Here is a 21,688-nt window from a genome sequence, read left to right on the forward strand (position 1 = left end):
ATGGACCTTACCCGACTACTTGAAGATGTAAAAACGGGCAACATTGATATTGACGAAGCTGTAAAACAGATACGTATCAATAACCTCCATACCCTTGAAAATGTCGCCTGTATCGACCCTCACCGCGCAAGACGTACCGGAATTCCTGAAGCTGTTTACGCTCCCGGTAAAACTATTGATGACCTGGTTGGTATTGCCTTATCCCATCTTGAGCATGAATCAACGGTTATTATTACCAGGGTCTCGGATGAACAGCTTGAAGCGTTAAAACAAAAACATCCAGTGGAATGGAACCGGCATGCGAGGATTGCAATACTGCGCAAAGGCGGTTCACATGTTGAATCAACCGGGGGGGTAATCGGTATCATCACTGCAGGAACGGTTGATATTCCTGTTGCAGAAGAGGCTAAGGTCATAGCACAGGAGATGGGTGTGACAGTGCATACCATTTATGATGTGGGTGCTGCCGGCATTCACAGGCTGTTCCCTGGTCTGGCAGAAATGGTGGAGAAGGGGGTTGACGCCATAGTGGTGGCCGCTGGCCGGGAAGGTACTCTCCCCACCATTGTATCAGGACTGGTGGATGTGCCGGTGATAGGAGTGCCGGTCTCATCCGGATACGGGGCCGGAGGTGGCGGGAAGGCAGCGTTGCATACCATGCTTCAGTCATGCTCTGTGCTGAGCGTGGTAAATATTGATGCCGGGTTCGTGGCTGGAGCGTTTGCTGCTCGGATTGCCAATATGCTCGCTATGGCAAGACGGAAAGAGTGATTATTACATTTCTTAAAAAAAGAATGCCAAAAAGGTAGTTGATAGCTCAATCTGCCTATTTGACCGTATTCTCCCTATTTGACCTCATCGTAACCGATCTCATCTTTGGTAAGATAACATGCCGGGTCATCAGCCCATACATTATCATAGATGGCCTCTGCCCGGACCCTGAAGTTGCCATTGCATATCTCCAGCCATTTACATTTGGCACATCTATCTGCATTTGCCTTTATCAGATTTTTACGGTCCTTGAGACCGGCCATGAGCTTATCACTGGTATCCATCCATATCTCACTGAAAGGCCTTTCCTTTACATTACCAAAAGAATAATGCCTCCAGAACTGGTCAGCGTGTACAGAACCGTCCCATGATACGCAGCCGATACCGATACCGGATGAATTACCCTGGTTCATCATAAGCAGTTCATAGACTTCGGCAGCGCGCTCCGGGTCTTCTTCCAGCAACCGGAAATAAACATAAGGCCCGTCACAGTGGTTGTCCACGGTAAGTACTTCCATAGGGAAACCTTTGTCATGCATCTCCTTTGTCTTATCCATGATAAGGTCCACTACACGGCGGCTCTCTTCATGGCTCAGGTCTTCTTCCACCATTTTTGAACCGCGTCCTGCATAGACCAGATGGTAGAAACAGACCCTTGGAATACCTTCCTCATACAACAGGTCGAAGATGGCAGGTATGTCCTGAGCGTTTTTCTTGTTAATGGTAAATCTAAGACCGACCTTGATACCTTCCGCCTTACAGTTGCGCATACCCTGCAATGCTGCATCAAAAGCACCAGGCATACCCCTGAACTTATCATTGGTCTCCCTCATACCGTCCAGTGATACACCTACATACGATAGTCCGATGTCCTTCAAGACCCTGGCCATCTTCTCATCGATCAATGTACCATTCGTGGAGATAACGGCACGCATTCCCTTATCCCTTGCATACATGGCGAGTTCAGGAAGGTCTTTTCGCATGGTGGGTTCACCACCTGAGAACAGTATCACCGGCGCACCGAACTGGGCAAGGTCGTCTATCAGTTCCTTGCCCTGCTGGGTGGTCAGTTCATCTTTATATTCAATATCCCTTGACTGGGCATAGCAGTGCACGCAATGCAGATTGCAGCGACGTCCCATATTCCAGACCACTACAGGTTTTTTATCCTTTGAGAACTGCAACAAGTGAGATGGAAGTTTGCCTGATTCCCGCCCGTACCTCAGGGCATCGGATGGTTCAACGGTCCCGCAGTAAAGTTTTGAAATGCCTATCATCTTTATTACACCATTCGTTATTTAATCAATATTGTAATTCATGTTCACCAAAAGCATCTGCCTCTCTTCATCAAGCGTGATCTCGATGGAAGATGCATTGGAATCCAGGTATTTTTCCACATGGAAGGTGACACCTTTCTCGATATACTTAACATCCCTGGCAATTTCCTTTTCCACGGTTGCAATGCCAAGTTGCTGGCAGCAGCCGCCGCCAGTTATGGATAAGCGTACAGCAGGTGATTGTTCCTTCTCCAGTTCAGCCCTTATGAACTCAATGGCCTTATCATCTACAATGAGTTTAGTCATATTGAATACCGAATTCTTTTTTCATAGTACATAAAGTATAACTTTTTTAGTTCAACTTTGTTGGACACCCTGGACAAACTCCAAAGTCTCACGTTAACCCGGCACAAAGAAGAATTTTCTTGTTTCCTCTATCAATGCTTTGAATGTATATTCATTTGAAATAATAGTAACTGGAATTTTATATATATTTAATGTATTGGAAGTTGGATGTCCGATGGCAGCCACAACGATACCCTCATCATTCAATTTCCTGATAACCTCATCCTTAAACCCTATCTGTGATGCCATCCCAAGGAAATTCCGGACCATCATTGAACTGGTAAATACCACAGCATCAACCGTTTTATCCAGAATTGCCTGTATCAGTGCTTCCTGTGCACTCCCCCTTACAGGGCTGGTAATCTCATAGACCTGTGTTTCAAAAACATCGGCACCGGCAGCCTTTAAACCTTCCACCAGTACAGGTGCACCATGGGAACTCCTGGCAATGTCAACCACTTTCCCGTACACATTATTTCTGATGGCTTCAACCAACCCTTCCGAACTGTACGACTCTGGCATGAACGATATCAAAATCCCCTGCTCCAGAGCTGCTTCCCTGGTCTTGGGACCGATAGCAATAGTGGTAAGTCGGTTCAATGCAGCGATAAAAGCATCCCGGTCAGGCACCTTATCCAGCGTATGGTCTATGCCGTTTGCACTGGTAAAAATTACAATATCCGACTGTCCGGCCAGTATCCGGGACACAAACCCGTTAAAATACTCATCCCTCTTATCCAGTATCGCTATCATGGGAGCAGATATAACATCAAATCCGGCCTGCTGGCATACCTGGATGGAATCCTGTTCGTAGCGGACGGGCCGCATTATGGCAACCGTAGGTCTGGTGTCGATGTTGATGTGAGTGCTGGCATCGGAACTGAAAGAGGTACTGGCCATAATTCCCAACAAAACTACCTGAGTTCACCCAGTTCATCATGCAGGGTGACCACGCCACCTATTATGGTAATGGCCGGAGCCTTGACGCCTCTTTCCTCTGCCAGTTTGACAATGTTTTCCAGCGTACCTACTGTGGTCCTCTGGTCGGGCCGGGTTCCCCGCTCGATAAGTGCCACCGGGGTTGCAGGGTCTTTGCCATACTTCATCAGTTCATTCACGTTTCTGGGCAGCATGCTGACTCCCATCAGGATGACTATGGTTCCGCTGAACTTTGCCAGTGCGTCCCAGTCAAGGGCCGAATCTTCCTTTGTGGGGTCTTCATGCCCTGTGATAAATGTCACCATACTGGCATGGTCCCTGTGGGTAACAGGTATGCCTGCATAGGCCGGTGCCGCAATTGCAGATGTGATGCCGGGCACGATTTCAACTTCTATGCCATCTCGTACCAGCACCTGCGCTTCCTCGCCGCCACGTCCGAATACATAGGGGTCGCCGCCTTTCAACCTGACCACCATCTTTCCCTCTTTAGCTTTATCCACCAGTACCTGGTTGATCTGCTCCTGTTTGAGAGTGTGGCTGCCTGCATATTTGCCGGCATCTATCTTTTCCGCGTTTTTTGGCATGCTGGCCAGGATCTGCTCTCCGGGAAGCTGGTCATATACTATGACCTCGGCCTCGTCTATGAGCCTGCGTGCTTTTAGCGTGAGCAGTTCCGGGTCACCCGGACCGCTGCCTACAAGGTATACCTTACCCAGTTTTTTGCTGTTCATATGTTAGTCTCCGATGTATGCACTCATGAATTGAACTCAATTGAATTTCCGACCATTTGATAACATTTCTACCGCCTCACTGACCAGTTCGGCGCCTCCCTGCTCAACAATTTGATGACCCAACCGTTTTGCTTCTTCCTCACACCTATCAAGAGGCACAACCTCGTCCACTTTGACAAACCTGTCGCCTTCCAGTGACAGCACCTCAGCCCGTATCCTCATACCACTGCCCACCCTGGTAGCAAAAGCGGCAATAGGCACCAGACAGCCCCCCCCAAGGATTCCAATTACAATACGCTCAAGCCGGGTCTCAAGATTCGTGGGAGGATGGTCCAGCAGCGATACGGCTTTGTGGCCTTCAGTATCCTTTGGCGTCACCACCACAATGGTCCCCTGGTTGGCGGACGGGCAGAAATTATCAGGGTCAAGCTGCACCACGTCCAGTTCCCAGCCCATACGCTGCAGTCCGGCCTCTGCCAGCAGGATACCATCATACTGACCTTCCTCAAGTTTTCGGCGGCGGGTATTGATATTACCCCGCAGGTCCTGAATATTCAGGTCGGGCCTGTATCTAAGAAGCTGGGCGCGCCTGCGCATACTTGTGGTGCCGATGATAGCCCCTTCAGGCAGTTCATCCAGCGTGGAACCGTCGTTCGTCAGCAACACATCCAGGGGCGAATCACGTTCCAGTACGGCAGCGATGGCCAGTTTATCAGGTCGCTCCGTGGGGATGTCCTTCATGCTGTGGACCGCGATATCGATCTCGCCTTCCAGCATCCTGTCATCCAGTTCGCGCACGAATGCACCCACTCCCGGCACCTCGTGCAGGGGGCGGTCAGTGAAGGCATCACCGCTTGTCTTTATGATCTTGCGCCTGGTATCAAATCCGCGCTCCTTTAGCATAGCAGCTACCTTGTCTGCCTGCGCCAGGGCCAGGGCACTTCCCCGTGTACCGATTATCATTGCTCAGGGCCTCAGGTTCTCTTCATATGCCTTGAGGGTGGCATCAATATCTTCATCAGTATGTGCAGCGGACAGGAAATTGGTCTCGAACTGCGACGGTGGCAGGAACACGCCGCTATCGAGCATCCTGTGGAAGAAATTAAAGTAACCTTCCTTATCACAGTTCAAAGCTTCCTGGTAATTGGCAGGCATCTCGCCAAAGAACACCTTGAACATAGAACCTACACCGCTGACATTGTAGTCCAGTCCCAGGTCGTTCACGGTATCCCGCAACATGGCGCGCAGGCCGTCTGATTTCTGGTTCACCTTTTCGTGTACCTTCTCTTTTTCAAGCACGTCAAGAGTGGCAAGTGAAGCTGCCAGTGACAATGGGTGTCCGTTAAAGGTCCCTGCCTGATACACTTTACCGGCAGGTGATATGTGTTGCATAATATCACGGCGACCGCCTATCACACCAATCGGAAGACCACCTCCCACTATCTTGCCCAGTGTGGTCAGGTCGGGTGAAACATTGTAATATTCCTGTGCACCTCCCATGGCAAGCCTGAACCCCGTTATCACTTCATCAAAGATGAGCAGGACATCATTCTCTTTCGTTACTTTCCTTACCTGTTCCAGATAACCTTCTTCAGGAAGGATCGGGCCGATATTACCCATGACAGGTTCCATGATGAGGGCTGCCACCTCGCCATTATATCCATCTATGGCTTCAACAATGGCATCAATATCATTGTATGGGACCTGCAGGGTATGCTTCGTGAAGTCCCTGGGAACACCCAGAGAATCCGGTGCACCCTGCGTGGTCGCACCGCTCCCTGCCTTTACCAGGACCGCATCATGGGCTCCATGGAACCCGCCCTCTATCTTGATGATCTTGTTCTTGCCCGTATAACCCCTGGCTGCCCGGATAGCTCCCATAGTGGCCTCAGTACCGGTCGACACGAACCTGACCATATCGATACTGAAATAATTGTCACAGATACGTTCTGCAAGTTTCACTTCCATTTCGGTAGGCGTCCCGTAGAGCCAGCCCTGGTCCAACTGGGCACGGATGGCTTCCTTGATAGCCGGATGGTTGTGTCCCAGCATAAGTGGCCCGTATCCCAGACAATAATCGATGTACGTATTACCGTCAACATCAGTGAGTTTTGAGCCGTCGGCACTTTTTGTGTAGAACGGGTACGGGTTTATTGCCCTTACCGGGCTGCTTACTCCGCCGGGGAGCAGGTCCTTTGCTTTGCTGAACAATTGTTTCGATTTTTCGCGCTTCATATGAAATACCACAGGAATGTAGATAACCAAATATTTTTTCTATTGATTCTTTTACAGAACTATGCTCCTAAAATGATAGTTTATACATATATTATATTCGCAGAATACATTCCAAATCTTTTTCATCGATTTGTTGTACAGATTAATCTCGTACTACTGGCAGGATTATGAATATTGTCACGCTCATTTCTCTACTAATTTTCGGTAATACCTGTCCTTTTCACTAAAGATACATCCGCAATAAGGTTGGCGGTACAGTTCCAGGTCCCTGCACAGCTGGTAGGTTTCCTTATACCCGGGACGGTAATCCCGGTAAAAAAAATCCACCCCGTATTCTGATGCAAGACCCTCGCCGATATCTTTTATCATCTCATGTTTCTGGTAAGGGGAAATGAGCAAGGTAGACGTGTACACAGGAATGCCCATGTCAGATGCCTGTCTGGCTGCTGCCTCCAGCCTGAGGGTGTAGCAGAGGTGGCACCTGTCTTCCACTTCAAACGCCTGTTTTATAAATTCTTCAAGCATGTACTCATCACGGTACACCACATCCAGTTTCACGACCTCAGCATACTGCTGCAGTGTCTCCAGCCGGCGACGGTACTCGGTGAATGGATGGATGTTGGGATTATAGAAATAGCCTACCGGCTCGAAACCTTCGTCCCGCAGTGCCCGTACCGTATAGGTGGCGCAGGGGGCACAGCATATGTGGAGCAGCATTTCCATGTTCAGTTCACCAACGTTAATATTCATTGGAACCGAATTATATACTATTGTATTGTGGGCAATATAGGAATTATTGCATTATGGCTATTATTGCGGGGTTGGTAACTATTGGAACTCTCTGATAATGCACAAAAGGTGCTAAGGCGCAGGTACCTGCTAAAAGATGAACATGGCAATGTCACTGAAACGCCTGAGGAAATGTTTTGCAGGGTTGCCGGTTATGTGGCTTCTGCAGATGACCTGTACGGGGACGTGACAGGTTCTGAAGAGGAATTTTACTCAATTATGTCCAATCTTGAATTCCTACCCAACTCTCCTACTCTTATGAACGCCGGTACCCGCATCAAACAGCTTGCAGCCTGTTTTGTCCTGCCGGTCGGTGATTCCCTTGATGAGATATTCGAGACCCTGAAGAATGCAGCTATCATCCACCAGAGCGGCGGTGGTACGGGTTTTAGTTTTAGCAGGTTGCGGCCCAAAGGAGATATCGTTGGCAGTACCGGTGGGATTGCCAGCGGTCCGGTGTCATTTATGAAGGTATTCGATGCAGCAACCCAGGCCATCAAACAGGGAGGACGGAGGCGCGGTGCGAATATGGGTATCCTGAAGGTGGACCATCCCGATATTGTGGATTTTATTTCGGTGAAGCACGAGCCCGGTGTGCTCACTAATTTCAATCTCTCTGTGGGAGTGTCCGATGCTTTCATGGATGCGGTTGAGGCAGGGCAGTCCTTCGGACTGGTGAACCCCCGCAACGGTGAGGTCACAGCGTACAGGGATGCCATCGAGATATTCAAATTCATAGCAGCTTCGGCATGGGAGAGCGGTGAGCCGGGTCTGCTGTTCCTGGACCGTATCAACCGGGATAATCCTACCCCGGGGCTGGGAACAATTGAAGCCACCAATCCTTGTGGAGAACAGCCCCTTTTGCCTTATGAGGCCTGCAACCTGGGTTCAATAAACCTTGAAAGAATGGTTGATGGAGGCAACATTGATTATGATAAACTGGGCCGTACCGTGGATATTTCAGTGCGGTTCCTGGACAATGTAATAGACCTGGAGCAGTTCCCGCTTGAGAATATCGACCGGATGGTTAAGGGAAACAGGAAGATAGGGTTGGGTGTGATGGGGTTTGCAGACATGCTCATCTGTTTGGGTATTCCTTATAATTCTCCTGAGGCTGTGGAACGGGCTGAGGAGGTCATGACATTTTTGTGTAACCGGGCCGTACAGGCATCCGAAGAGATTGCACAGCGCAGGGGTGTATTCGGAAATTTCAGTGGCAGTATTTATGATAGACCTGGCTGGCCAGCGGTGCGCAATTCCACGCGCATTACCATTGCACCTACAGGTACCATTAGCATAATCGCAGGATGCAGCAGCGGTATCGAACCTATTTACGCCGTTTCGTATGTGAAGACCGTAATGGAAGGAGAGAAATTGATGTTCACCAATCCTCACTTCGAACAAATTGCAAGAAGTGAAGGATTCTATTCACCCAAACTGATGGAACGCATAGCCAGCGCCGGCTCCGTCAAGGGTATGCCTGAGGTTCCGGATGCTGTGCAACAGCTCTTCGTCACCTCCCACGATATGAGTTACGAATGGCATATCCGGCTGCAAGCCGCCTTCCAGAAATATGCTGACAATGCAATTTCCAAGACAATCAATTTCAGGCATGATGCTACAAAGGAAGATGTAATCAGGGCTTTCAGGCTGGCATATACGCTGGGATGCAAGGGTATCACGGTGTACCGGGACCGCAGCCGCAGCGAACAGGTGCTGACCACGGTGGACGATGTGCTGCAGGATTGTGATTACTGCGGGGTTGTACTGAACCCCACCTGAAAAAAGACAAAAACGAGGCCTACTTTTTGGCCTCGGCGTATGCCACTACGGTCTCTTTTACTCCCTACCCGAATGCAACCACTACTGCGAATCTCCAGGCCAGTGGTCCCAGGAATACAGAGAAGATACTGGTCCTGATCAGCATGGTATCAAGGGAAAGCAGGAATACCAACAGGAAAAGAAAACCTCTAAGAAGCGGCAGCATCATATCAGCTTCCTTTACATTCATCCCTTTCATGGCAGACTGTACATAATCCATGAGGAAATCGATGACCAGTGACCTTTGGCATAATCACTTGCAGTCCTGACATCTATTATTATGGTCCCAGTATCATCAATGCGGTCTTTCAGCATTTCCACACTGATCAGGTCCGGATTCGATTTTTTACCCATTTTCAAACCCCTTTTTCGCTATTTCACACAGACCATATTTTAGTCCCTTGTATACCCCTATTCACTCGATCTCAAGTGGTTCTTTTCGTGGCAACTGCCTTTTGAACTCATCTTGTTCATCCAGTCTGGATCTTCGAACAGGGCATATACGACCCCCATCAACTAACATTATTACATGTATCATTCTTCTTCATATTTTTTTCTCTTTGGTGGCTTTTTCTGCTGGCATTCAAATGAATACGTGAACATTCATACATTAAATAGTATGAATTAGACAAAATAATTACATCTTAGCAGAAGATGTACAAACTCATCTCACTCTGAAAAAAGAAATTTTTAACAAGGGAGTCCTGCCTCAACTTTGAACTATATACCAGATTAATCCACCCAATGTTGAGGTATTCTGTTATCAGTTAATACAATTCAGACCAATTATTTAGTTTAACGAAGTGTGTATTATATGGACAAAATATTTAACTACGGTATAAACATTACATCAAAAGGGTGAGTACCATGAATAAATACTTCCGAATCCTGGCACTTGTAGTGATAACTTCCTTTACCTTTGGATGCACCGGCCAGCCGCCCGGTGAATCTCTGGATATCAAAGGTTCGGACACTCTTGTCCAGCTGGTTGCAGATATGGCCCAAACCTATATGGAAAATAATCAGGGGACTGATGTATTGGTCACCGGCGGTGGTTCCGGCACAGGCATCGCAGCTTTGATAAACGGTGAGATCGATATTGCCATCTCGTCCCGCTCAATAACGACAACAGAAATTGATACAGCCAGGAAGAAGGGTATTGAGCCCTGGGAATTCATCATTGCCAGGGACGGACTGGCCGTGATTGTGAATTCGGACAATCAGCTCAAAAACCTCACACTGGAACAGATAGGAGCTATCTACAGGGGCGATATCACCAACTGGAACCAGCTCGGTGGTGCTGACCTGGAGATAACACTGTACGGCAGGCAGAGCACATCAGGTACATACGAGTTCTTCCTGGAGCACGTGGTTAACTGGCAGCAGACCCGGAAAAATGATTATTCTCCCAAAATGCGCAATATGGAAGGTAACAAGGCAATAGCAGATGCAATTACCGCTGACCCCTCAGGCATAGGATATATAGGGATAGGTTATGTTACTGATAAAATACAGGTAATTTCTGTAGCCAGGGACACCTCGTCAGAATATATTTCCCCGCTGGAGGAGAACAATATCGAGAACGACCTGTACCCCATAACCAGACCCCTGTTCCAGTACACCAGCGGAAAACCTGATAAGGACAGTCTGCTGTATGCTTTTATCAGGTTCGAACTGAGTGAATCAGGACAGGATATCGTACGACGTTCCGGATTCTATCCAATAAATAAGGATGACAGGGCACAGAACCAGGACAAAATTTCAGACATAGAAGGGTAACACCCCAATATTTTTCTAAAATGCAGCACATAGCTGGAAATAACATCTCCATGGGTTAGGGGGGATAACAGTTACTAAAGGTTCTATACAATTCAGACAAAAAATAAAAGAAAGGCTCATTGCATGGTTCTTCGCAATAAACGGCATATCCACCATAGTCTTAGTCCTTGGCATCTTTATATTTCTTGCACTCACCGGGCTGCAGGCATTTACCCAGATCTCCCCTTTAGAGTTCTTTTTCAGTACAGACTGGAATCCAACATCCTATGTACAGCCCAGCTGGGGCATTCTGTCGCTGGTGGTGGGGACCCTCTATATCGCCGGTTTCTCCCTCATCATTGCCGTACCCCTTGGTGTGGCGTGTGCCATATATCTTGCACAGATCGCATCACCTTCGGTCAGGGAACTGCTAAAGCCTGCCATAGAGATGATCGCAGCCCTTCCCAGCGTGGTATTGGGGCTGCTGGGGCTGTTAGTACTTGCCCCGGCAGTTGCAGATTTTTTCGGACTGAGCAATGGACTGAATGCATTCACAGCATCCATACTGGTAGCCATAATGGCCCTTCCCACCATAATTAGCCTCTCAGAGGATGCCATAACCTCGGTACCAAAAGGATATACTGAGGCCAGCCTGGCCCTGGGTGCCAACAATTGGCAGACCATCAGAAATGTGGTGGTACCATCTGCCATGTCAGGTATCATAGCTGCTGTCATGTTGGGACTGGGGCGTGTGGTGGGTGAGACCATGGTGGTGCTTATGGTGGCTGGGAATGCCAGGGCTTTTCCTGCCGGTTTTTTTGACCCGGTCCGTCCCATGACTGCAACCATCGCTATAGAGATCAAGGAAGTGGTCGTGGGAGACCTGCATTACCAGGCACTGTATGCTGTGGGTCTGGTGCTCTTTGTCATGACTTTTATTGTGAACTTTGCAGCAGACCTCTATCTACACAGGCAGGAGGGGAAGATGTGAAGAACCACGTTAAACAGAAACTGTATTTCAACCTTTTCCGGCTCACTGGCCTTGTCAGCCTGGGGATCCTTGTAATAGTGCTACTCTATATTACATACCTGGGATCAGGGGTCATAAGTTTTCGTTTTCTCACCCAACAGTGGGTGAACCGCGATATTACAGCCGGCGGGATCTACCCTGCCATCGTGGGAACTTTTTATCTGGGACTGGGGGTGGCAGTGTTCAGTATACCTGTAGGAGTAGCCTGTGCTGTCTATCTAAATGAATACGCAGGCCATTCATTCCTGGTCCGGATGATCAAGCTGGCCATTCGAAATCTGGCAGGAGTGCCATCCATTATCTACGGGTTGTTCGGGTTCGCAGTATTTGTCCAGATGCTGAATTTTGGGACCTCTATCATTGCAGCCTCACTTACCCTCTCAGGTATGACTATCCCCTGGGTGATCACTGCCAGTGAAGAATCCCTGAAAACTGTACCCCAGTCTTTTCGGGACGGCGCATATGCTCTGGGTGCCAGCAGATGGCAGGCCGTTCGCACGAATGTGCTGCCCTATGCAGCATCGGGCATGATCACAGGTTCTATTATCGGACTGGCCCGGGCTATGGGTGAAACCGCACCCATTATCGTGGTTGGGGCAACCTTTTATATGCGGGGACTGCCCAATTCTCCCTTTGATAAGTTCATGGCCCTGCCGTATCACCTGTTCATCCTTACCACCCAGCATGTTCACCCCCAGGCCCAGGCATATGCGGCAGGCACGGCACTGGTGCTGGTGGTGTTGATATTTTCCATGTCATTCATTGCAATGTTTGTTCGATACAGGTACAGGAATAGGAAGGACTGGTAGATGCTGGAAAATGACGAAATAATACTACAAAGCACTGGTTTGAACATCTGGTTCGGCTCCAAGCAAGCTATAAAAAATGTTGACCTGAAAATAGCCAAACATAAGATCACTGCTATTATCGGACCTTCAGGCTGTGGTAAATCCACGTTCCTGCGGGCATTGAACCGGATGAACGAAGTAATTCCCATATCCAGGACACAGGGAAGCGTATTCTATAACGGCCAGGATATTTATTCATCTGATGTGGACGTGGTGGAGCTGAGGAAGAACGTGGGTATGGTATTCCAAAAACCCAATCCTTTCCCTAAATCCATTTATGAGAACATTGCCTATGGACCAAAGATACATGGGATAAAGAATAAGACCCAACTGGATGCCATCGTGGAAGAAACGCTGAAATCCGCCGCTTTATGGGATGAAATAGAAGATCGGCTCCATTCCTCGGCCATGGGTTTGAGCGGGGGACAGCAGCAACGGTTGTGCATTGCGAGGGCCATGGCAGTAAAGCCGGAAATAATTCTCATGGATGAACCGTGCTCAGCCCTTGACCCCATATCTACTGCCAAGATAGAAGACCTGATGGCCGAATTGAAGCAGGATTATACCGTTATCATTGTAACGCACAATATGATGCAGGCAGCAAGGGTCAGCGATTATACCGCATATTTCCTGCTGGGAGAACTTATCGAATATAGTGAAACAAAAGATCTATTTGAATATCCTAAGGATAAACGTACGGAAGATTATATTACAGGGAGATTTGGATAATGGTCAGAAAAGTATTCCAAATGGAAATGAACCGTCTGGAAACAGATGTTATTAGAATGGCGCAGCTCACCAGGGATGCAGTCAGTTTATCAGTGGATTCCCTCAGGAACCAGGATGTTGAGATGGCAGCCAGGGTTATCGAACTGGAAGAAAAGAGCGATGTTCTCAATATTGAGATCAGCGATCGCGGTATGATGTTGACTGCCACCCAGCAACCGGTCGCCAGGGATTTGAGGTTCTTATCCTCGATGATGAAGATATCTGATTCTTTTGAGCGGATTTGTGATTATACTGAGAAGATAGCAAGGATCACCATAAAATCTGCACATAAACCGTTACTGAGGCCATTGGTTGATATACCAAGAATGTCAGAAAATATCCAGAAGATGATCGACCTGGATATCGATGCCATACAAAATCGAAATGCAGGACCAACTGAGCGGCTATCACCGCTGGATGATGTAATTGATGCCCTGTACCAAACGCTATACACTGAATTGCTTAATTTTATGATTAATGACACAACTACCATAGATGATGCCACTGACCTGCTGTTTGTAGCCCGTTATCTTGAAAGGATAGGGGACATCACATGCAAGATAGGGTCCATGATCGTGTTTATGCTGGAAGGGAAGCGGGTCTGGATAAAATAAGGATTGGATCTGCTTTTGCTTGTTACCGCTACCTTTGCATATGTATCAATATAGTATAACCAGCCATGCTGCTATATAGATGTGAAAAAAATAAAAAAAGTTGAACAGTTTAAAAAATAAACAAACCGGTGATAAAACTTTTATTCAACTATTAGTCTTTAAATGCTCCTCCCAGAACACCGCTTGCCGACAATATTGCTGCTGCCAGCACTGCAAAATTTGCATCCAATCCCGGACCGAAGAAAAGATCGCTGCCAATCTTTACAACCATTAACGTTATTCCGAAATATATTATCGTTACTATTATTAGTAATACCGATGCGAATATTACTAACAAAGTTGATTCTAGACTATCTCTAATTCCCATAAAATCACCACATAAAATATGTTGTAATGAGATAAATAACTATGTTTCAATTATGGGGTCTCGGTTGTGATGTGACCCTTTTTTGAAAGTACAGAATTTCACAGGTTCAGGTAGAATTTGATTCTCACGGCCAATACATATATGAGAATAACAGGAATTACATATTTTACCATCACAAACACGATTTTGCTGGCATTCCATTGTGTGTTCTTTTTCATCTGGTCCTTCATGACGCCGTTGTCCATGAAACAGGTGACTGAAACTGAAATGAGCAATGCTGTAACCATGAGTCCTATAGATCCGAATAACGTGTCCAACAGGTCGAAAACAGGAGTATTGAACAGTGTAAGCTTCATCCCTGAATAACTTAAAGCGGAAGGGAAGCCCAACACCAGGATGACAAATGTCAAAATGGATGTGGCTTTATTTCGGGTCATTTTCAATTCGTCTACAAGGGTGGACACGCCCACTTCAAGCATGGAAATGGCAGAGGTCAGTGCAGCAAAGAACAGCAGGAGGAAAAACACTGCAGCCAGCAGGAACCCATATGGCACCTTATCAAAGATAATCGGGATAGTAGAGAAAGCAAGTTTTGGTCCTGCTGCTGGTTCGAATCCAAATGAAAATACTATGGAGAATACAACCAGTCCGCTGATAAAGGATATAAGCAGGTCCGAGATAGTGATTATTATTGAATTATTGGGAATACTTATCTTTTCATCAAGATAGCTTCCATAGGTCAGCAATATCCCTGAACCCACTGAAAGTGAAAAGAACGCCTGCCCAAAAGCCGCAGCCCAGACAGAATAATCAGAAAGTCTTGAAAAATCAGGTGTCAGGTAAAATGAAATGCCTTGAAATGCATTAGGAAGGGTGAGAGCGTAAATTACCATCCCCATTAATAGAATTACAAGAGCCGGAACCATTATCTTACTTGTTTTTTCGATACCCCCTTTTATTCCCTTCATGACAATGTAGGATGTTACAAGTGTTACTGCAACGAAAAAAATGGGTGAATAATATGTCAGAGTGAACTCATCAAAGATGATCTTTTTACCCAGTAATGTCAGTATAAGATAAGCAATGGTCCAGCCTGTGACCACCAGGTAATAACTTAGCACTACGATGGAAACTATTACGACAATGATTCCCACCCACCTGAGCTCGCCTTTGATCTTCTTCATGGATGAGACCACTGAACCTTTGAATTCCCGACCAACTGAGAATTCCAGCATCATAAGAGGCAAACCAAGGACAAATATCGCAATAAGATATGGGATTAAGAAAGCTCCCCCACCATTTTGGCCAACAATGTAGGGGAATCTCCACACGTTGCCAAGACCCATTGCAGAACCAATACCTGCAAGTAAAAATCCTGTTCTTGAACTCCATTTTTCTCTGGCCATTTTTCTATCCCCGTATTAATAAGAATTTATCAGATTTTTTTTAATATGTTGTTAATATCTGCTTTGATCTCGTTTGCCAGTTTTTTAGCAGCGTCCCCGGTCTGGTCCACCAGTGTGTCTATCTTCGCAATAATATTGTAAATCTCATCTTTAACATCAATGGATGTAATGACTTTAACTATTGATGTTAAATCAAATTTCAATTTGGTTCCCAGTTTGGTGGCTTCAATGCCTGTCTTTTCGGCCAGCTCGTCCAGTTCACTGACCAATTTTGCCATGCGGTCCTGGAGAGCCACCCTTGCTTTGATAGAATCCAGATCGGTTTTTATCTCTGTTGTTAATTGTTTTGCTGAACTGCCGGTTTTATCCACCAGATCGTCTGCCTTTTTTGTCAGATTCTTGATATCGTTCTTAAGATTTATAGATTTTACAGATGAAGCGACCGAATCCAGTTCTGTTTTAATTTTACTATTAATCTTCTTTGCTTCCTCACCAGTACTTGCTGCCAGTTTATCAATATCCTGACGGATATCTTCCAGAATTCTTAACATGTTCCTTTACTCCCTGGATTTCAGAATGTTGGTTCAAACGATTTAATAGTTGCGATTCAACCTAACTAACCACTCTTTGAATTACTGTGCAAATAGATGCAACCTTAAGGGTTCAAAATCAAATATTATTTTACTAATATATGAATTTATCCAGAAGTGGAAGCTGTAAAAAAGTTTGGTGTTGTTAATTTTTCGCTACAAATCAGGATAATTTGTAGTTGACAAAATATTTATATAAGAAAAATCAACCTTTTACAAGTTAGGGGATATTCGTCCTAATCTGGAGTGGTTATTATGGAAACACGTCTTGAAACATCTTCTGGAACTGGGAGATTCGAGAAAGAAATAACAGCTATTAATGATACAATTTCTGAGTCCGGATCGGGGAGAATATCGAACATCGCAATAATAGCCGAGCCATTTGCAGGCAAGACCACCCTGATAAATGAAATAGAGATGAAGAACCCTGACAGGACAGCAAGGTTATCTTTTTCGTCATTGGTAAAACACAGGGATGAAATCGCTATACCTGAAGGTTCAATTGTAATAGTAGATGATTGCCAGTACCTTTATATGCGAAAGATTGGGGGATTCGATGTTCTTGAAGATTTCCTGGTAATGGCTGCTGAATCACAAAACCTGTTCATCACTACCTGGAACCTCTATTCATGGACATATCTTGACGAGGTCATGGATTTGGCAGTGCATTTCCCGGTGCAGATAAAGCTCCCGAAATTACCTGCCGATGCTATTAAAAATATAATCCATTCCAAATATGGAGACGGGGAGATACAGTTTGCAGGAGAAGTGGTATCAAAAAAGAAAATAATTGAACATGTCAAACATCCCGTCACACTGAAACCCTTGAAAAAGGAGATCAACCTTCCTGGCATTAGAATACATTTTGATCTTTTAGATATCTGGTTCTTCAGAAAGCGTGAAATGATGACAATTGAGGATATCATTTACAGGAGAATTAACAATATCTCGAATGGAAATCCCGGTGTTGCTAAAGTGATTTGGGAAAACAGTCTCCAGTATCCCGTGATCAAACCTGAATTTATCAATGATATTTCATATGAATTCAGGCTCAAACATAAAGAAGCATTCGTGTTGAGCATTATCGTATCAATGAAATCCATAGGTAAGGAAGAATTGGATGATATAGCAGGGTTCCAGACAGTTCATATATTATCCACTTTATCACGGCAGGGATTGATCAAGATGGAGGACGGCCAATTCGGGATAAGGCCCGAAGCATTGAAGAGCACTGTGGAATTCTTAAAAAAATTACGCCTGGTGTGGTAATATGGCAGATAACAATCTTATTTATCCTTCACTTGATGCTACTATAGTCCTGAACATTGCCTTTACCATCCTCCTTGCATATCTGCTGGTCAGGATCATCACATTCCTGCTCACCCATTTATCTGAACGGGCATTCCAGTATCGGATTACAATAAAAATGCTGATACCGCTCTTGAAATTCTCGATATATGGGTTTACACTTTACGTTATTCTTGCCAGGATCCTGGTGGTAACATCCGAACAGCTGTGGGGTTTTGGGGTGCTGCTGGGTGCAGCCATCGGGTTTGGCCTTAAGGACCTGTTTGCGGGAGTTATAGGGGGAATCCTCATCAGTCTGGGAAAACCCTATCAGGTTGGCGACAAGATCAGGATAGGGGAATACTATGGTGAAGTAAAGGATATTGGGCTCATATCCACCACCCTGGTAACACCGGACGATAATCTTGTGTCCGCACCCAATTATATGGTCTTCACCCAGCCGGTGGCCAGTGCCAATGCCGGGAACCGTGAAATGATGGTGGTCATCGACCTGTATGTAGACCACGATGCTGATGCCGGTCTGGCATTTAAAATTCTGAAAGAAGCAGTGATAACTTCAATGTACGTTTATATATCCAGTAAGCATCCAGTAACCATACTTATCAAGGAATACCCCTATTATAGAAGGCTTCGGGCTAAAGCATACGTGACAGACCTCAGGTATGAGTTCCAGTTCGAATCCGATGTTACCAGGAGATCCCTGGACGAGTTTACATTGAAAGGGATAAGAGCACCACGGATCATGGTGATACCTGGCGGATCAGGACCTGGGTGATTTTAAAAAGTTTTTCATGTTATCCCCCATCCCCTCATCATGCAGAACCAGTTCCATATGGGGATATGCTATCTCCACTTTATCCTTATTTTCAGGATTGTTGAATTCCTCCAGCACCTTCCTGTACACCTCGGTCCTGATGGCAGGTACCAGTTTGGGAAGGCACATCACCCTTACGGTCACCGTTACGCTGGAGTCTGCAAATCCCACTCTGAGCACAGGCTCTTCCAGGGCGAACTCCACCTGTACGCTCTCAGGTGTCTTGACCCGCATCAACCTCGCTGCCTGCTTCATCTCCTCACCTGCTACCTCTTTGGCAGCGTTAAAGATTATCCGCTCAGCCAGGCCAAGGTCACTCTCATACGTCACACTGACGGGTATTGAGAGCCAGACCTGGGGGATATCGTAGGAATAGTTTATGATGGGTTCCAAAAAAACGACACTGTTCGGGATGATCACGTTCTTGCCAGTAACGGTCTCGTCCCCGGTCACGTCCTTGAGCACGGTGAACAGCATAGTGATGTTCTCTACATCACCAAGAATGTCATTGCTCTTGATATAGATCCTGTCACCTATCTTGTAGGGACGCTTAACCATGATCAAGAACCATGCTGCAAAGCTCAGTATCACCTGCTGGAGCGCAAAGGCCAGTCCCGCACCCAGTAAGCTCAAAGAGATCCCGAGTGATGAAAAATTTCCCAGTACACCGCTGATAATTATTATCAATGCAAGGAACCATACAAAATAGATATAGAGCATCCGGACAACTTTCCATTCCCCTGATTTGAAATGTGGTTTGACAGCCCGGTTCAATATGGGTAATGAGATTTTCAGGAATATTTTGACAATGAACAGGGTTATGATCACGAACGAAAATTTTGGCAATAACAGTTCGAACACGCTGGTGAATGTCGACACATCAATATATATCCTCCAGTAGATAATAAGGAGTACAATGGCCAGGACAAGCCCCAGAAACCACAGGACATCCATTTTTATACTGCGGTGCTCATTTTCAGTTATAATGCATTCCCCTCATCGTCTCATTTTCGTGCACAAGAAAAAGAGAATGGTCATTTCTCCATCCTCACAGCCGGGAACCCTACGATCTCATAGGTTGCCGATGCGATCTTAATATCTTTTTCCTTGAGAAAAGCATCAAGTATCTTTTCATTCAGCAGATGCTTATTTGTCCTGCGGCGGCGCGGATCGACCACATATCTGAGTTGCATATCGATCCAGTTATCAGTGATCTGGGTATATATCTTGCTTTCAACATCAGCAGGAGTTATCAGGTATTTATCTCCCATATCCTTGAGTTCTTTTTTTGCAGATATCTCAAACTCCTTCGTGACATCATTCGCGATATCAACTGCAATTGTCTGGGCTTTTCTCCAATTACTATCATACGTCAGCATAAGATGTATCTCATCCCAGATAAAAGAGAAATCCCTGGTATAATTCTTCACTGTCTTGTTCAGGATGAAACTATTGGGCAACTGGATGATCCTTCCTGAATACTGGTCCCCGTCAACCCATTGCCTGATCTCCATTATTTTCGTGTTAAATACATTGATATCCAGTACATCTCCCATGTCGGTTTCTATCTGTATCCTATCTCCTGCCCTGAAGGGTCCTGAGAGAAAAATAATGAGCCCACCGGCCAGGTTTTTTAGTACATCCTGGAGTGCAATCGCAATACCCGCACTTATTATCCCATATGCAACTATTAATGAAGTAGTTTCCTTGAACCATACAGCTATCAATGCTCCCATTGCGATGATTGCAATAATGGTTGAGACGGCTTTTTTAAAGGCATATCGTTCTTTAATTTCCTGTATCTGTCTTTTAATAATGATGCTGGTGAAATAGTTTGCCAGATAGCCAACCAGTAGTATGATTGTAGACTGCAGGAACTTGCTCAATTCCTGGCTGTATTCACTAAGATAGTCCGTAAAATAATTGATATATATTGTAATTATCGCCAATAAGCTTAATAAAAAGATGTATAATTCTCGATTCGAATTCATCAGTAGTTAATTCACATGCCCGAATATGAAGTTTATGAGGATTGTGATTTTTTTGATTGCTTTTAGGAATACAACGCTATCAAACCCGTATAATAAAACATTTATAATGTGGTGTCAATGAATATACCATGTACAGAGATGGTGAATAATGTCCCGATTTTTCAAAACATCAAAGAAAGTTGGTCTTCCTCCTGGTACTCTTCAACATATCGGGGAAAAAAAAGCAGAGACGGTAAAGATTTCCATCTTGGATTATGATGAGACGAATCTGGAAGAGAAGGTAGCAAAGACTGTTGAAGAATGTTTTCCCTTTAAGGAGAAGCCCACTGTCACCTGGATAAATGTGGATGGGCTCCACCAGGTGGATATCATTGAAACCATAGGGAAGCATTTTGATGTCCACCCCCTCATCATGGAAGATATTGTCCACACTGACCAGCGTCCAAAAATGGAGGACTTCGGACATTACATTTTTATCGTAATGAAAATGCTCCAGTTCAACGAATCGAACAATGAAATTATGGGGGAACAGATAAGTCTTATCCTCGGTAACAACTTTGTGATATCCTTCCAGGAAATGGAAGGCGATACCTTTGATCCTGTACGGGAAAGGATCAGGAATTCCAAAGGCCGCATCCGGAAAATGGGTCCTGATTACCTGGCCTATGCCCTGGTCGATTCCATTGTTGACAATTATTTCCTGATACTTGAGAAACTGGGTGAAAGAATTGAGGATAGAGAAGAGGAACTGGTCACCAATCCCATACCTGAGACCCTGCAAACCATTCACGAAATGAAACGGGAGATGATATATCTTCGTAAATCGGTCTGGCCGTTGCGTGAATTGATCAGCGGACTGGAAAGAGGCGAGTCAACGCTTATCCTGGATTCCACAACCGTCTACCTGAGGGATGTGTACGACCATACCATCCAGGTCATAGATACCATCGAGACCTTCAGGGATATGCTTTCAGGCATGCTGGATATCTATCTCTCAAGTGTGAGCAACAGGATGAACGAGGTCATGAAGGTGCTGACCATCATAGCCACCATATTCATCCCCCTTACCTTTTTCGCAGGGGTATATGGGATGAACTTTGAATACATGCCTGAACTGGGGTGGCAGTGGAGCTATCCATTGCTCTGGGTAGTGTTCATCGGCACAGGTTTTTCAATGTTCTTGTTCTTCAAACGGAAACGGTGGTTATAAATAAGACCGACATACCCATTAAAACTGTGTGATATGTGGTCGTTGTGGGACTACAATACATGATACTTCATTCAAA

General features: G+C 45.8%; 24 protein-coding genes. 10 read left to right on the top strand and 14 right to left on the bottom strand.

Annotated elements, in window-relative coordinates; genetic code table 11:
* Entirely contained in the window at positions 1 to 771 is a 771-nt protein-coding gene (gene larB / locus K0A89_08810; protein ID MBW6518585.1) for a nickel pincer cofactor biosynthesis protein LarB, read from the top strand.
* 74 nt (positions 772 to 845) lie between these two features.
* Here larB and ahbC read toward each other — a convergent pair whose 3' ends face one another.
* The 7 genes from ahbC to K0A89_08845 all read right to left on the bottom strand — a co-directional run bounded on the left by ahbC (position 846) and on the right by K0A89_08845 (position 7,048).
* The gene (ahbC, locus tag K0A89_08815; GenBank protein ID MBW6518586.1) at positions 846 to 2,048 is read right to left on the bottom strand and encodes a 12,18-didecarboxysiroheme deacetylase; all 1,203 of its coding nucleotides are present in this window, start codon (positions 2,046 to 2,048) and stop codon (positions 846 to 848) included.
* Positions 2,049 to 2,069: 21 nt separating this feature from the next.
* Entirely contained in the window at positions 2,070 to 2,354 is a 285-nt protein-coding gene (locus K0A89_08820; protein MBW6518587.1) for a hypothetical protein, read from the bottom strand.
* A gap of 93 nt (positions 2,355 to 2,447) precedes the next feature.
* On the bottom strand, positions 2,448 to 3,293 hold the full coding sequence (locus tag K0A89_08825; protein ID MBW6518588.1) for a uroporphyrinogen-III synthase: 846 nt from the start codon (positions 3,291 to 3,293) through the stop codon (positions 2,448 to 2,450).
* Positions 3,294 to 3,307: 14 nt separating this feature from the next.
* Entirely contained in the window at positions 3,308 to 4,063 is a 756-nt protein-coding gene (cobA, locus tag K0A89_08830; GenBank protein ID MBW6518589.1) for a uroporphyrinogen-III C-methyltransferase, read from the bottom strand.
* Positions 4,064 to 4,099: 36 nt separating this feature from the next.
* Positions 4,100 to 5,026 carry a hydroxymethylbilane synthase gene (gene hemC, locus K0A89_08835; GenBank protein ID MBW6518590.1) on the bottom strand — a complete coding sequence of 309 codons (927 nt, stop codon included), beginning with the start codon at positions 5,024 to 5,026 and terminating at the stop codon, positions 4,100 to 4,102.
* Positions 5,027 to 5,029: 3 nt separating this feature from the next.
* Positions 5,030 to 6,298 (bottom strand): glutamate-1-semialdehyde 2,1-aminomutase, encoded by a 1,269-nt coding sequence (hemL, locus tag K0A89_08840; GenBank protein ID MBW6518591.1) that lies wholly within the window; start codon positions 6,296 to 6,298, stop codon positions 5,030 to 5,032.
* 183 nt (positions 6,299 to 6,481) lie between these two features.
* Positions 6,482 to 7,048: an epoxyqueuosine reductase QueH gene (locus tag K0A89_08845; GenBank protein ID MBW6518592.1), complete on the bottom strand. Its 567-nt coding sequence runs from the start codon at positions 7,046 to 7,048 to the stop codon at positions 6,482 to 6,484.
* 81 nt (positions 7,049 to 7,129) lie between these two features.
* Between K0A89_08845 and K0A89_08850 the strand changes: the two genes are divergently transcribed.
* Positions 7,130 to 8,869 (top strand): adenosylcobalamin-dependent ribonucleoside-diphosphate reductase, encoded by a 1,740-nt coding sequence (locus K0A89_08850; GenBank protein ID MBW6518593.1) that lies wholly within the window; start codon positions 7,130 to 7,132, stop codon positions 8,867 to 8,869.
* 64 nt (positions 8,870 to 8,933) lie between these two features.
* Here the strand turns inward: K0A89_08850 and K0A89_08855 are convergent, their stop codons facing one another.
* Together K0A89_08855 and K0A89_08860 are read right to left on the bottom strand one after the other, a co-directional pair.
* Complete coding sequence (locus K0A89_08855; GenBank protein MBW6518594.1) at positions 8,934 to 9,107, bottom strand: hypothetical protein; 174 nt, start codon at positions 9,105 to 9,107, stop codon at positions 8,934 to 8,936.
* Complete coding sequence (locus K0A89_08860) at positions 9,104 to 9,262, bottom strand: rhodanese-like domain-containing protein (protein MBW6518595.1); 159 nt, start codon at positions 9,260 to 9,262, stop codon at positions 9,104 to 9,106. Before K0A89_08860 ends, K0A89_08855 begins: the two co-directional genes overlap by 4 nt.
* Positions 9,263 to 9,775: 513 nt before the next feature.
* On the opposite strand from K0A89_08860, the gene K0A89_08865 reads away from it, so the two are divergent.
* From K0A89_08865 to phoU, 5 genes are all read left to right on the top strand, one after another.
* A complete protein-coding gene (locus K0A89_08865) occupies positions 9,776 to 10,687 on the top strand; it encodes a PstS family phosphate ABC transporter substrate-binding protein (protein ID MBW6518596.1) in 912 nt (303 codons plus the stop codon).
* Positions 10,688 to 10,790: 103 nt separating this feature from the next.
* Positions 10,791 to 11,657 carry a phosphate ABC transporter permease subunit PstC gene (pstC, locus tag K0A89_08870; GenBank protein MBW6518597.1) on the top strand — a complete coding sequence of 289 codons (867 nt, stop codon included), beginning with the start codon at positions 10,791 to 10,793 and terminating at the stop codon, positions 11,655 to 11,657.
* On the top strand, positions 11,654 to 12,505 hold the full coding sequence (gene pstA / locus K0A89_08875) for a phosphate ABC transporter permease PstA (GenBank protein ID MBW6518598.1): 852 nt from the start codon (positions 11,654 to 11,656) through the stop codon (positions 12,503 to 12,505). Before pstC ends, pstA begins: the two co-directional genes overlap by 4 nt.
* Positions 12,506 to 13,273 carry a phosphate ABC transporter ATP-binding protein PstB gene (gene pstB, locus K0A89_08880; GenBank protein MBW6518599.1) on the top strand — a complete coding sequence of 256 codons (768 nt, stop codon included), beginning with the start codon at positions 12,506 to 12,508 and terminating at the stop codon, positions 13,271 to 13,273.
* Positions 13,273 to 13,926, top strand: coding sequence for a phosphate signaling complex protein PhoU (gene phoU / locus K0A89_08885; protein MBW6518600.1), 654 nt, complete (start codon positions 13,273 to 13,275; stop codon positions 13,924 to 13,926). The genes pstB and phoU overlap by 1 nt, the downstream gene beginning before the upstream one ends.
* A gap of 151 nt (positions 13,927 to 14,077) precedes the next feature.
* Here the strand turns inward: phoU and K0A89_08890 are convergent, their stop codons facing one another.
* The 3 genes from K0A89_08890 to K0A89_08900 all read right to left on the bottom strand — a co-directional run bounded on the left by K0A89_08890 (position 14,078) and on the right by K0A89_08900 (position 16,028).
* Positions 14,078 to 14,293 (bottom strand): hypothetical protein, encoded by a 216-nt coding sequence (locus K0A89_08890; protein MBW6518601.1) that lies wholly within the window; start codon positions 14,291 to 14,293, stop codon positions 14,078 to 14,080.
* 98 nt (positions 14,294 to 14,391) lie between these two features.
* Positions 14,392 to 15,699, bottom strand: a complete 1,308-nt coding sequence (locus K0A89_08895) for a sodium-dependent transporter (protein ID MBW6518602.1) — start codon at positions 15,697 to 15,699, stop codon at positions 14,392 to 14,394.
* A 29-nt stretch (positions 15,700 to 15,728) separates the two neighbouring features.
* Positions 15,729 to 16,028, bottom strand: a complete 300-nt coding sequence (locus K0A89_08900) for a hypothetical protein (GenBank protein MBW6518603.1) — start codon at positions 16,026 to 16,028, stop codon at positions 15,729 to 15,731.
* A 516-nt stretch (positions 16,029 to 16,544) separates the two neighbouring features.
* Here K0A89_08900 and K0A89_08905 point away from each other — a divergent pair.
* Positions 16,545 to 17,558, top strand: coding sequence for a hypothetical protein (locus tag K0A89_08905; GenBank protein ID MBW6518604.1), 1,014 nt, complete (start codon positions 16,545 to 16,547; stop codon positions 17,556 to 17,558).
* A 1-nt stretch (position 17,559) separates the two neighbouring features.
* Positions 17,560 to 18,372: a mechanosensitive ion channel family protein gene (locus K0A89_08910; protein MBW6518605.1), complete on the top strand. Its 813-nt coding sequence runs from the start codon at positions 17,560 to 17,562 to the stop codon at positions 18,370 to 18,372.
* Here K0A89_08910 and K0A89_08915 read toward each other — a convergent pair.
* Complete coding sequence (locus K0A89_08915; protein ID MBW6518606.1) at positions 18,358 to 19,365, bottom strand: mechanosensitive ion channel family protein; 1,008 nt, start codon at positions 19,363 to 19,365, stop codon at positions 18,358 to 18,360. The genes K0A89_08910 and K0A89_08915 overlap by 15 nt on opposite strands.
* 80 nt (positions 19,366 to 19,445) lie before the next feature.
* Complete coding sequence (locus K0A89_08920) at positions 19,446 to 20,402, bottom strand: mechanosensitive ion channel family protein (protein ID MBW6518607.1); 957 nt, start codon at positions 20,400 to 20,402, stop codon at positions 19,446 to 19,448.
* Between the two features lie 148 nt (positions 20,403 to 20,550).
* Here K0A89_08920 and corA point away from each other — a divergent pair, with 148 nt between their 5' ends.
* Positions 20,551 to 21,612, top strand: a complete 1,062-nt coding sequence (gene corA, locus K0A89_08925; protein ID MBW6518608.1) for a magnesium/cobalt transporter CorA — start codon at positions 20,551 to 20,553, stop codon at positions 21,610 to 21,612.
* The last annotated feature ends 76 nt before the right edge of the window (positions 21,613 to 21,688 follow it).

It is taken from the genome of ANME-2 cluster archaeon, from assembly GCA_019429385.1.
Taxonomy (GTDB): domain Archaea; phylum Halobacteriota; class Methanosarcinia; order Methanosarcinales; family Methanocomedenaceae; genus Methanocomedens_B.

Bases quoted from the DNA above. Each gene is read 5' to 3' on its own strand.
- K0A89_08920 (MBW6518607.1), bottom strand. From the start codon at position 20,402: ATGAATTCGAATCGAGAATTATACATCTTTTTATTAAGCTTATTGGCG.
- K0A89_08865 (MBW6518596.1), top strand. From the start codon at position 9,776: ATGAATAAATACTTCCGAATCCTGGCACTTGTAGTGATAACTTCCTTT.
- cobA (MBW6518589.1), bottom strand. From the start codon at position 4,063: ATGAACAGCAAAAAACTGGGTAAGGTATACCTTGTAGGCAGCGGTCCG.
- K0A89_08905 (MBW6518604.1), top strand. From the start codon at position 16,545: ATGGAAACACGTCTTGAAACATCTTCTGGAACTGGGAGATTCGAGAAA.
- pstB (MBW6518599.1), top strand. From the start codon at position 12,506: ATGCTGGAAAATGACGAAATAATACTACAAAGCACTGGTTTGAACATC.
- phoU (MBW6518600.1), top strand. From the start codon at position 13,273: ATGGTCAGAAAAGTATTCCAAATGGAAATGAACCGTCTGGAAACAGAT.
- K0A89_08895 (MBW6518602.1), bottom strand. From the start codon at position 15,699: ATGGCCAGAGAAAAATGGAGTTCAAGAACAGGATTTTTACTTGCAGGT.
- K0A89_08845 (MBW6518592.1), bottom strand. From the start codon at position 7,048: ATGAATATTAACGTTGGTGAACTGAACATGGAAATGCTGCTCCACATA.
- hemL (MBW6518591.1), bottom strand. From the start codon at position 6,298: ATGAAGCGCGAAAAATCGAAACAATTGTTCAGCAAAGCAAAGGACCTG.
- K0A89_08825 (MBW6518588.1), bottom strand. From the start codon at position 3,293: ATGGCCAGTACCTCTTTCAGTTCCGATGCCAGCACTCACATCAACATC.
- K0A89_08820 (MBW6518587.1), bottom strand. From the start codon at position 2,354: ATGACTAAACTCATTGTAGATGATAAGGCCATTGAGTTCATAAGGGCT.
- ahbC (MBW6518586.1), bottom strand. From the start codon at position 2,048: ATGATAGGCATTTCAAAACTTTACTGCGGGACCGTTGAACCATCCGAT.
- corA (MBW6518608.1), top strand. From the start codon at position 20,551: ATGTCCCGATTTTTCAAAACATCAAAGAAAGTTGGTCTTCCTCCTGGT.
- K0A89_08890 (MBW6518601.1), bottom strand. From the start codon at position 14,293: ATGGGAATTAGAGATAGTCTAGAATCAACTTTGTTAGTAATATTCGCA.
- hemC (MBW6518590.1), bottom strand. From the start codon at position 5,026: ATGATAATCGGTACACGGGGAAGTGCCCTGGCCCTGGCGCAGGCAGAC.
- K0A89_08915 (MBW6518606.1), bottom strand. From the start codon at position 19,365: ATGGATGTCCTGTGGTTTCTGGGGCTTGTCCTGGCCATTGTACTCCTT.
- larB (MBW6518585.1), top strand. From the start codon at position 1: ATGGACCTTACCCGACTACTTGAAGATGTAAAAACGGGCAACATTGAT.
- K0A89_08860 (MBW6518595.1), bottom strand. From the start codon at position 9,262: ATGGGTAAAAAATCGAATCCGGACCTGATCAGTGTGGAAATGCTGAAA.
- K0A89_08910 (MBW6518605.1), top strand. From the start codon at position 17,560: ATGGCAGATAACAATCTTATTTATCCTTCACTTGATGCTACTATAGTC.
- K0A89_08855 (MBW6518594.1), bottom strand. From the start codon at position 9,107: ATGAAAGGGATGAATGTAAAGGAAGCTGATATGATGCTGCCGCTTCTT.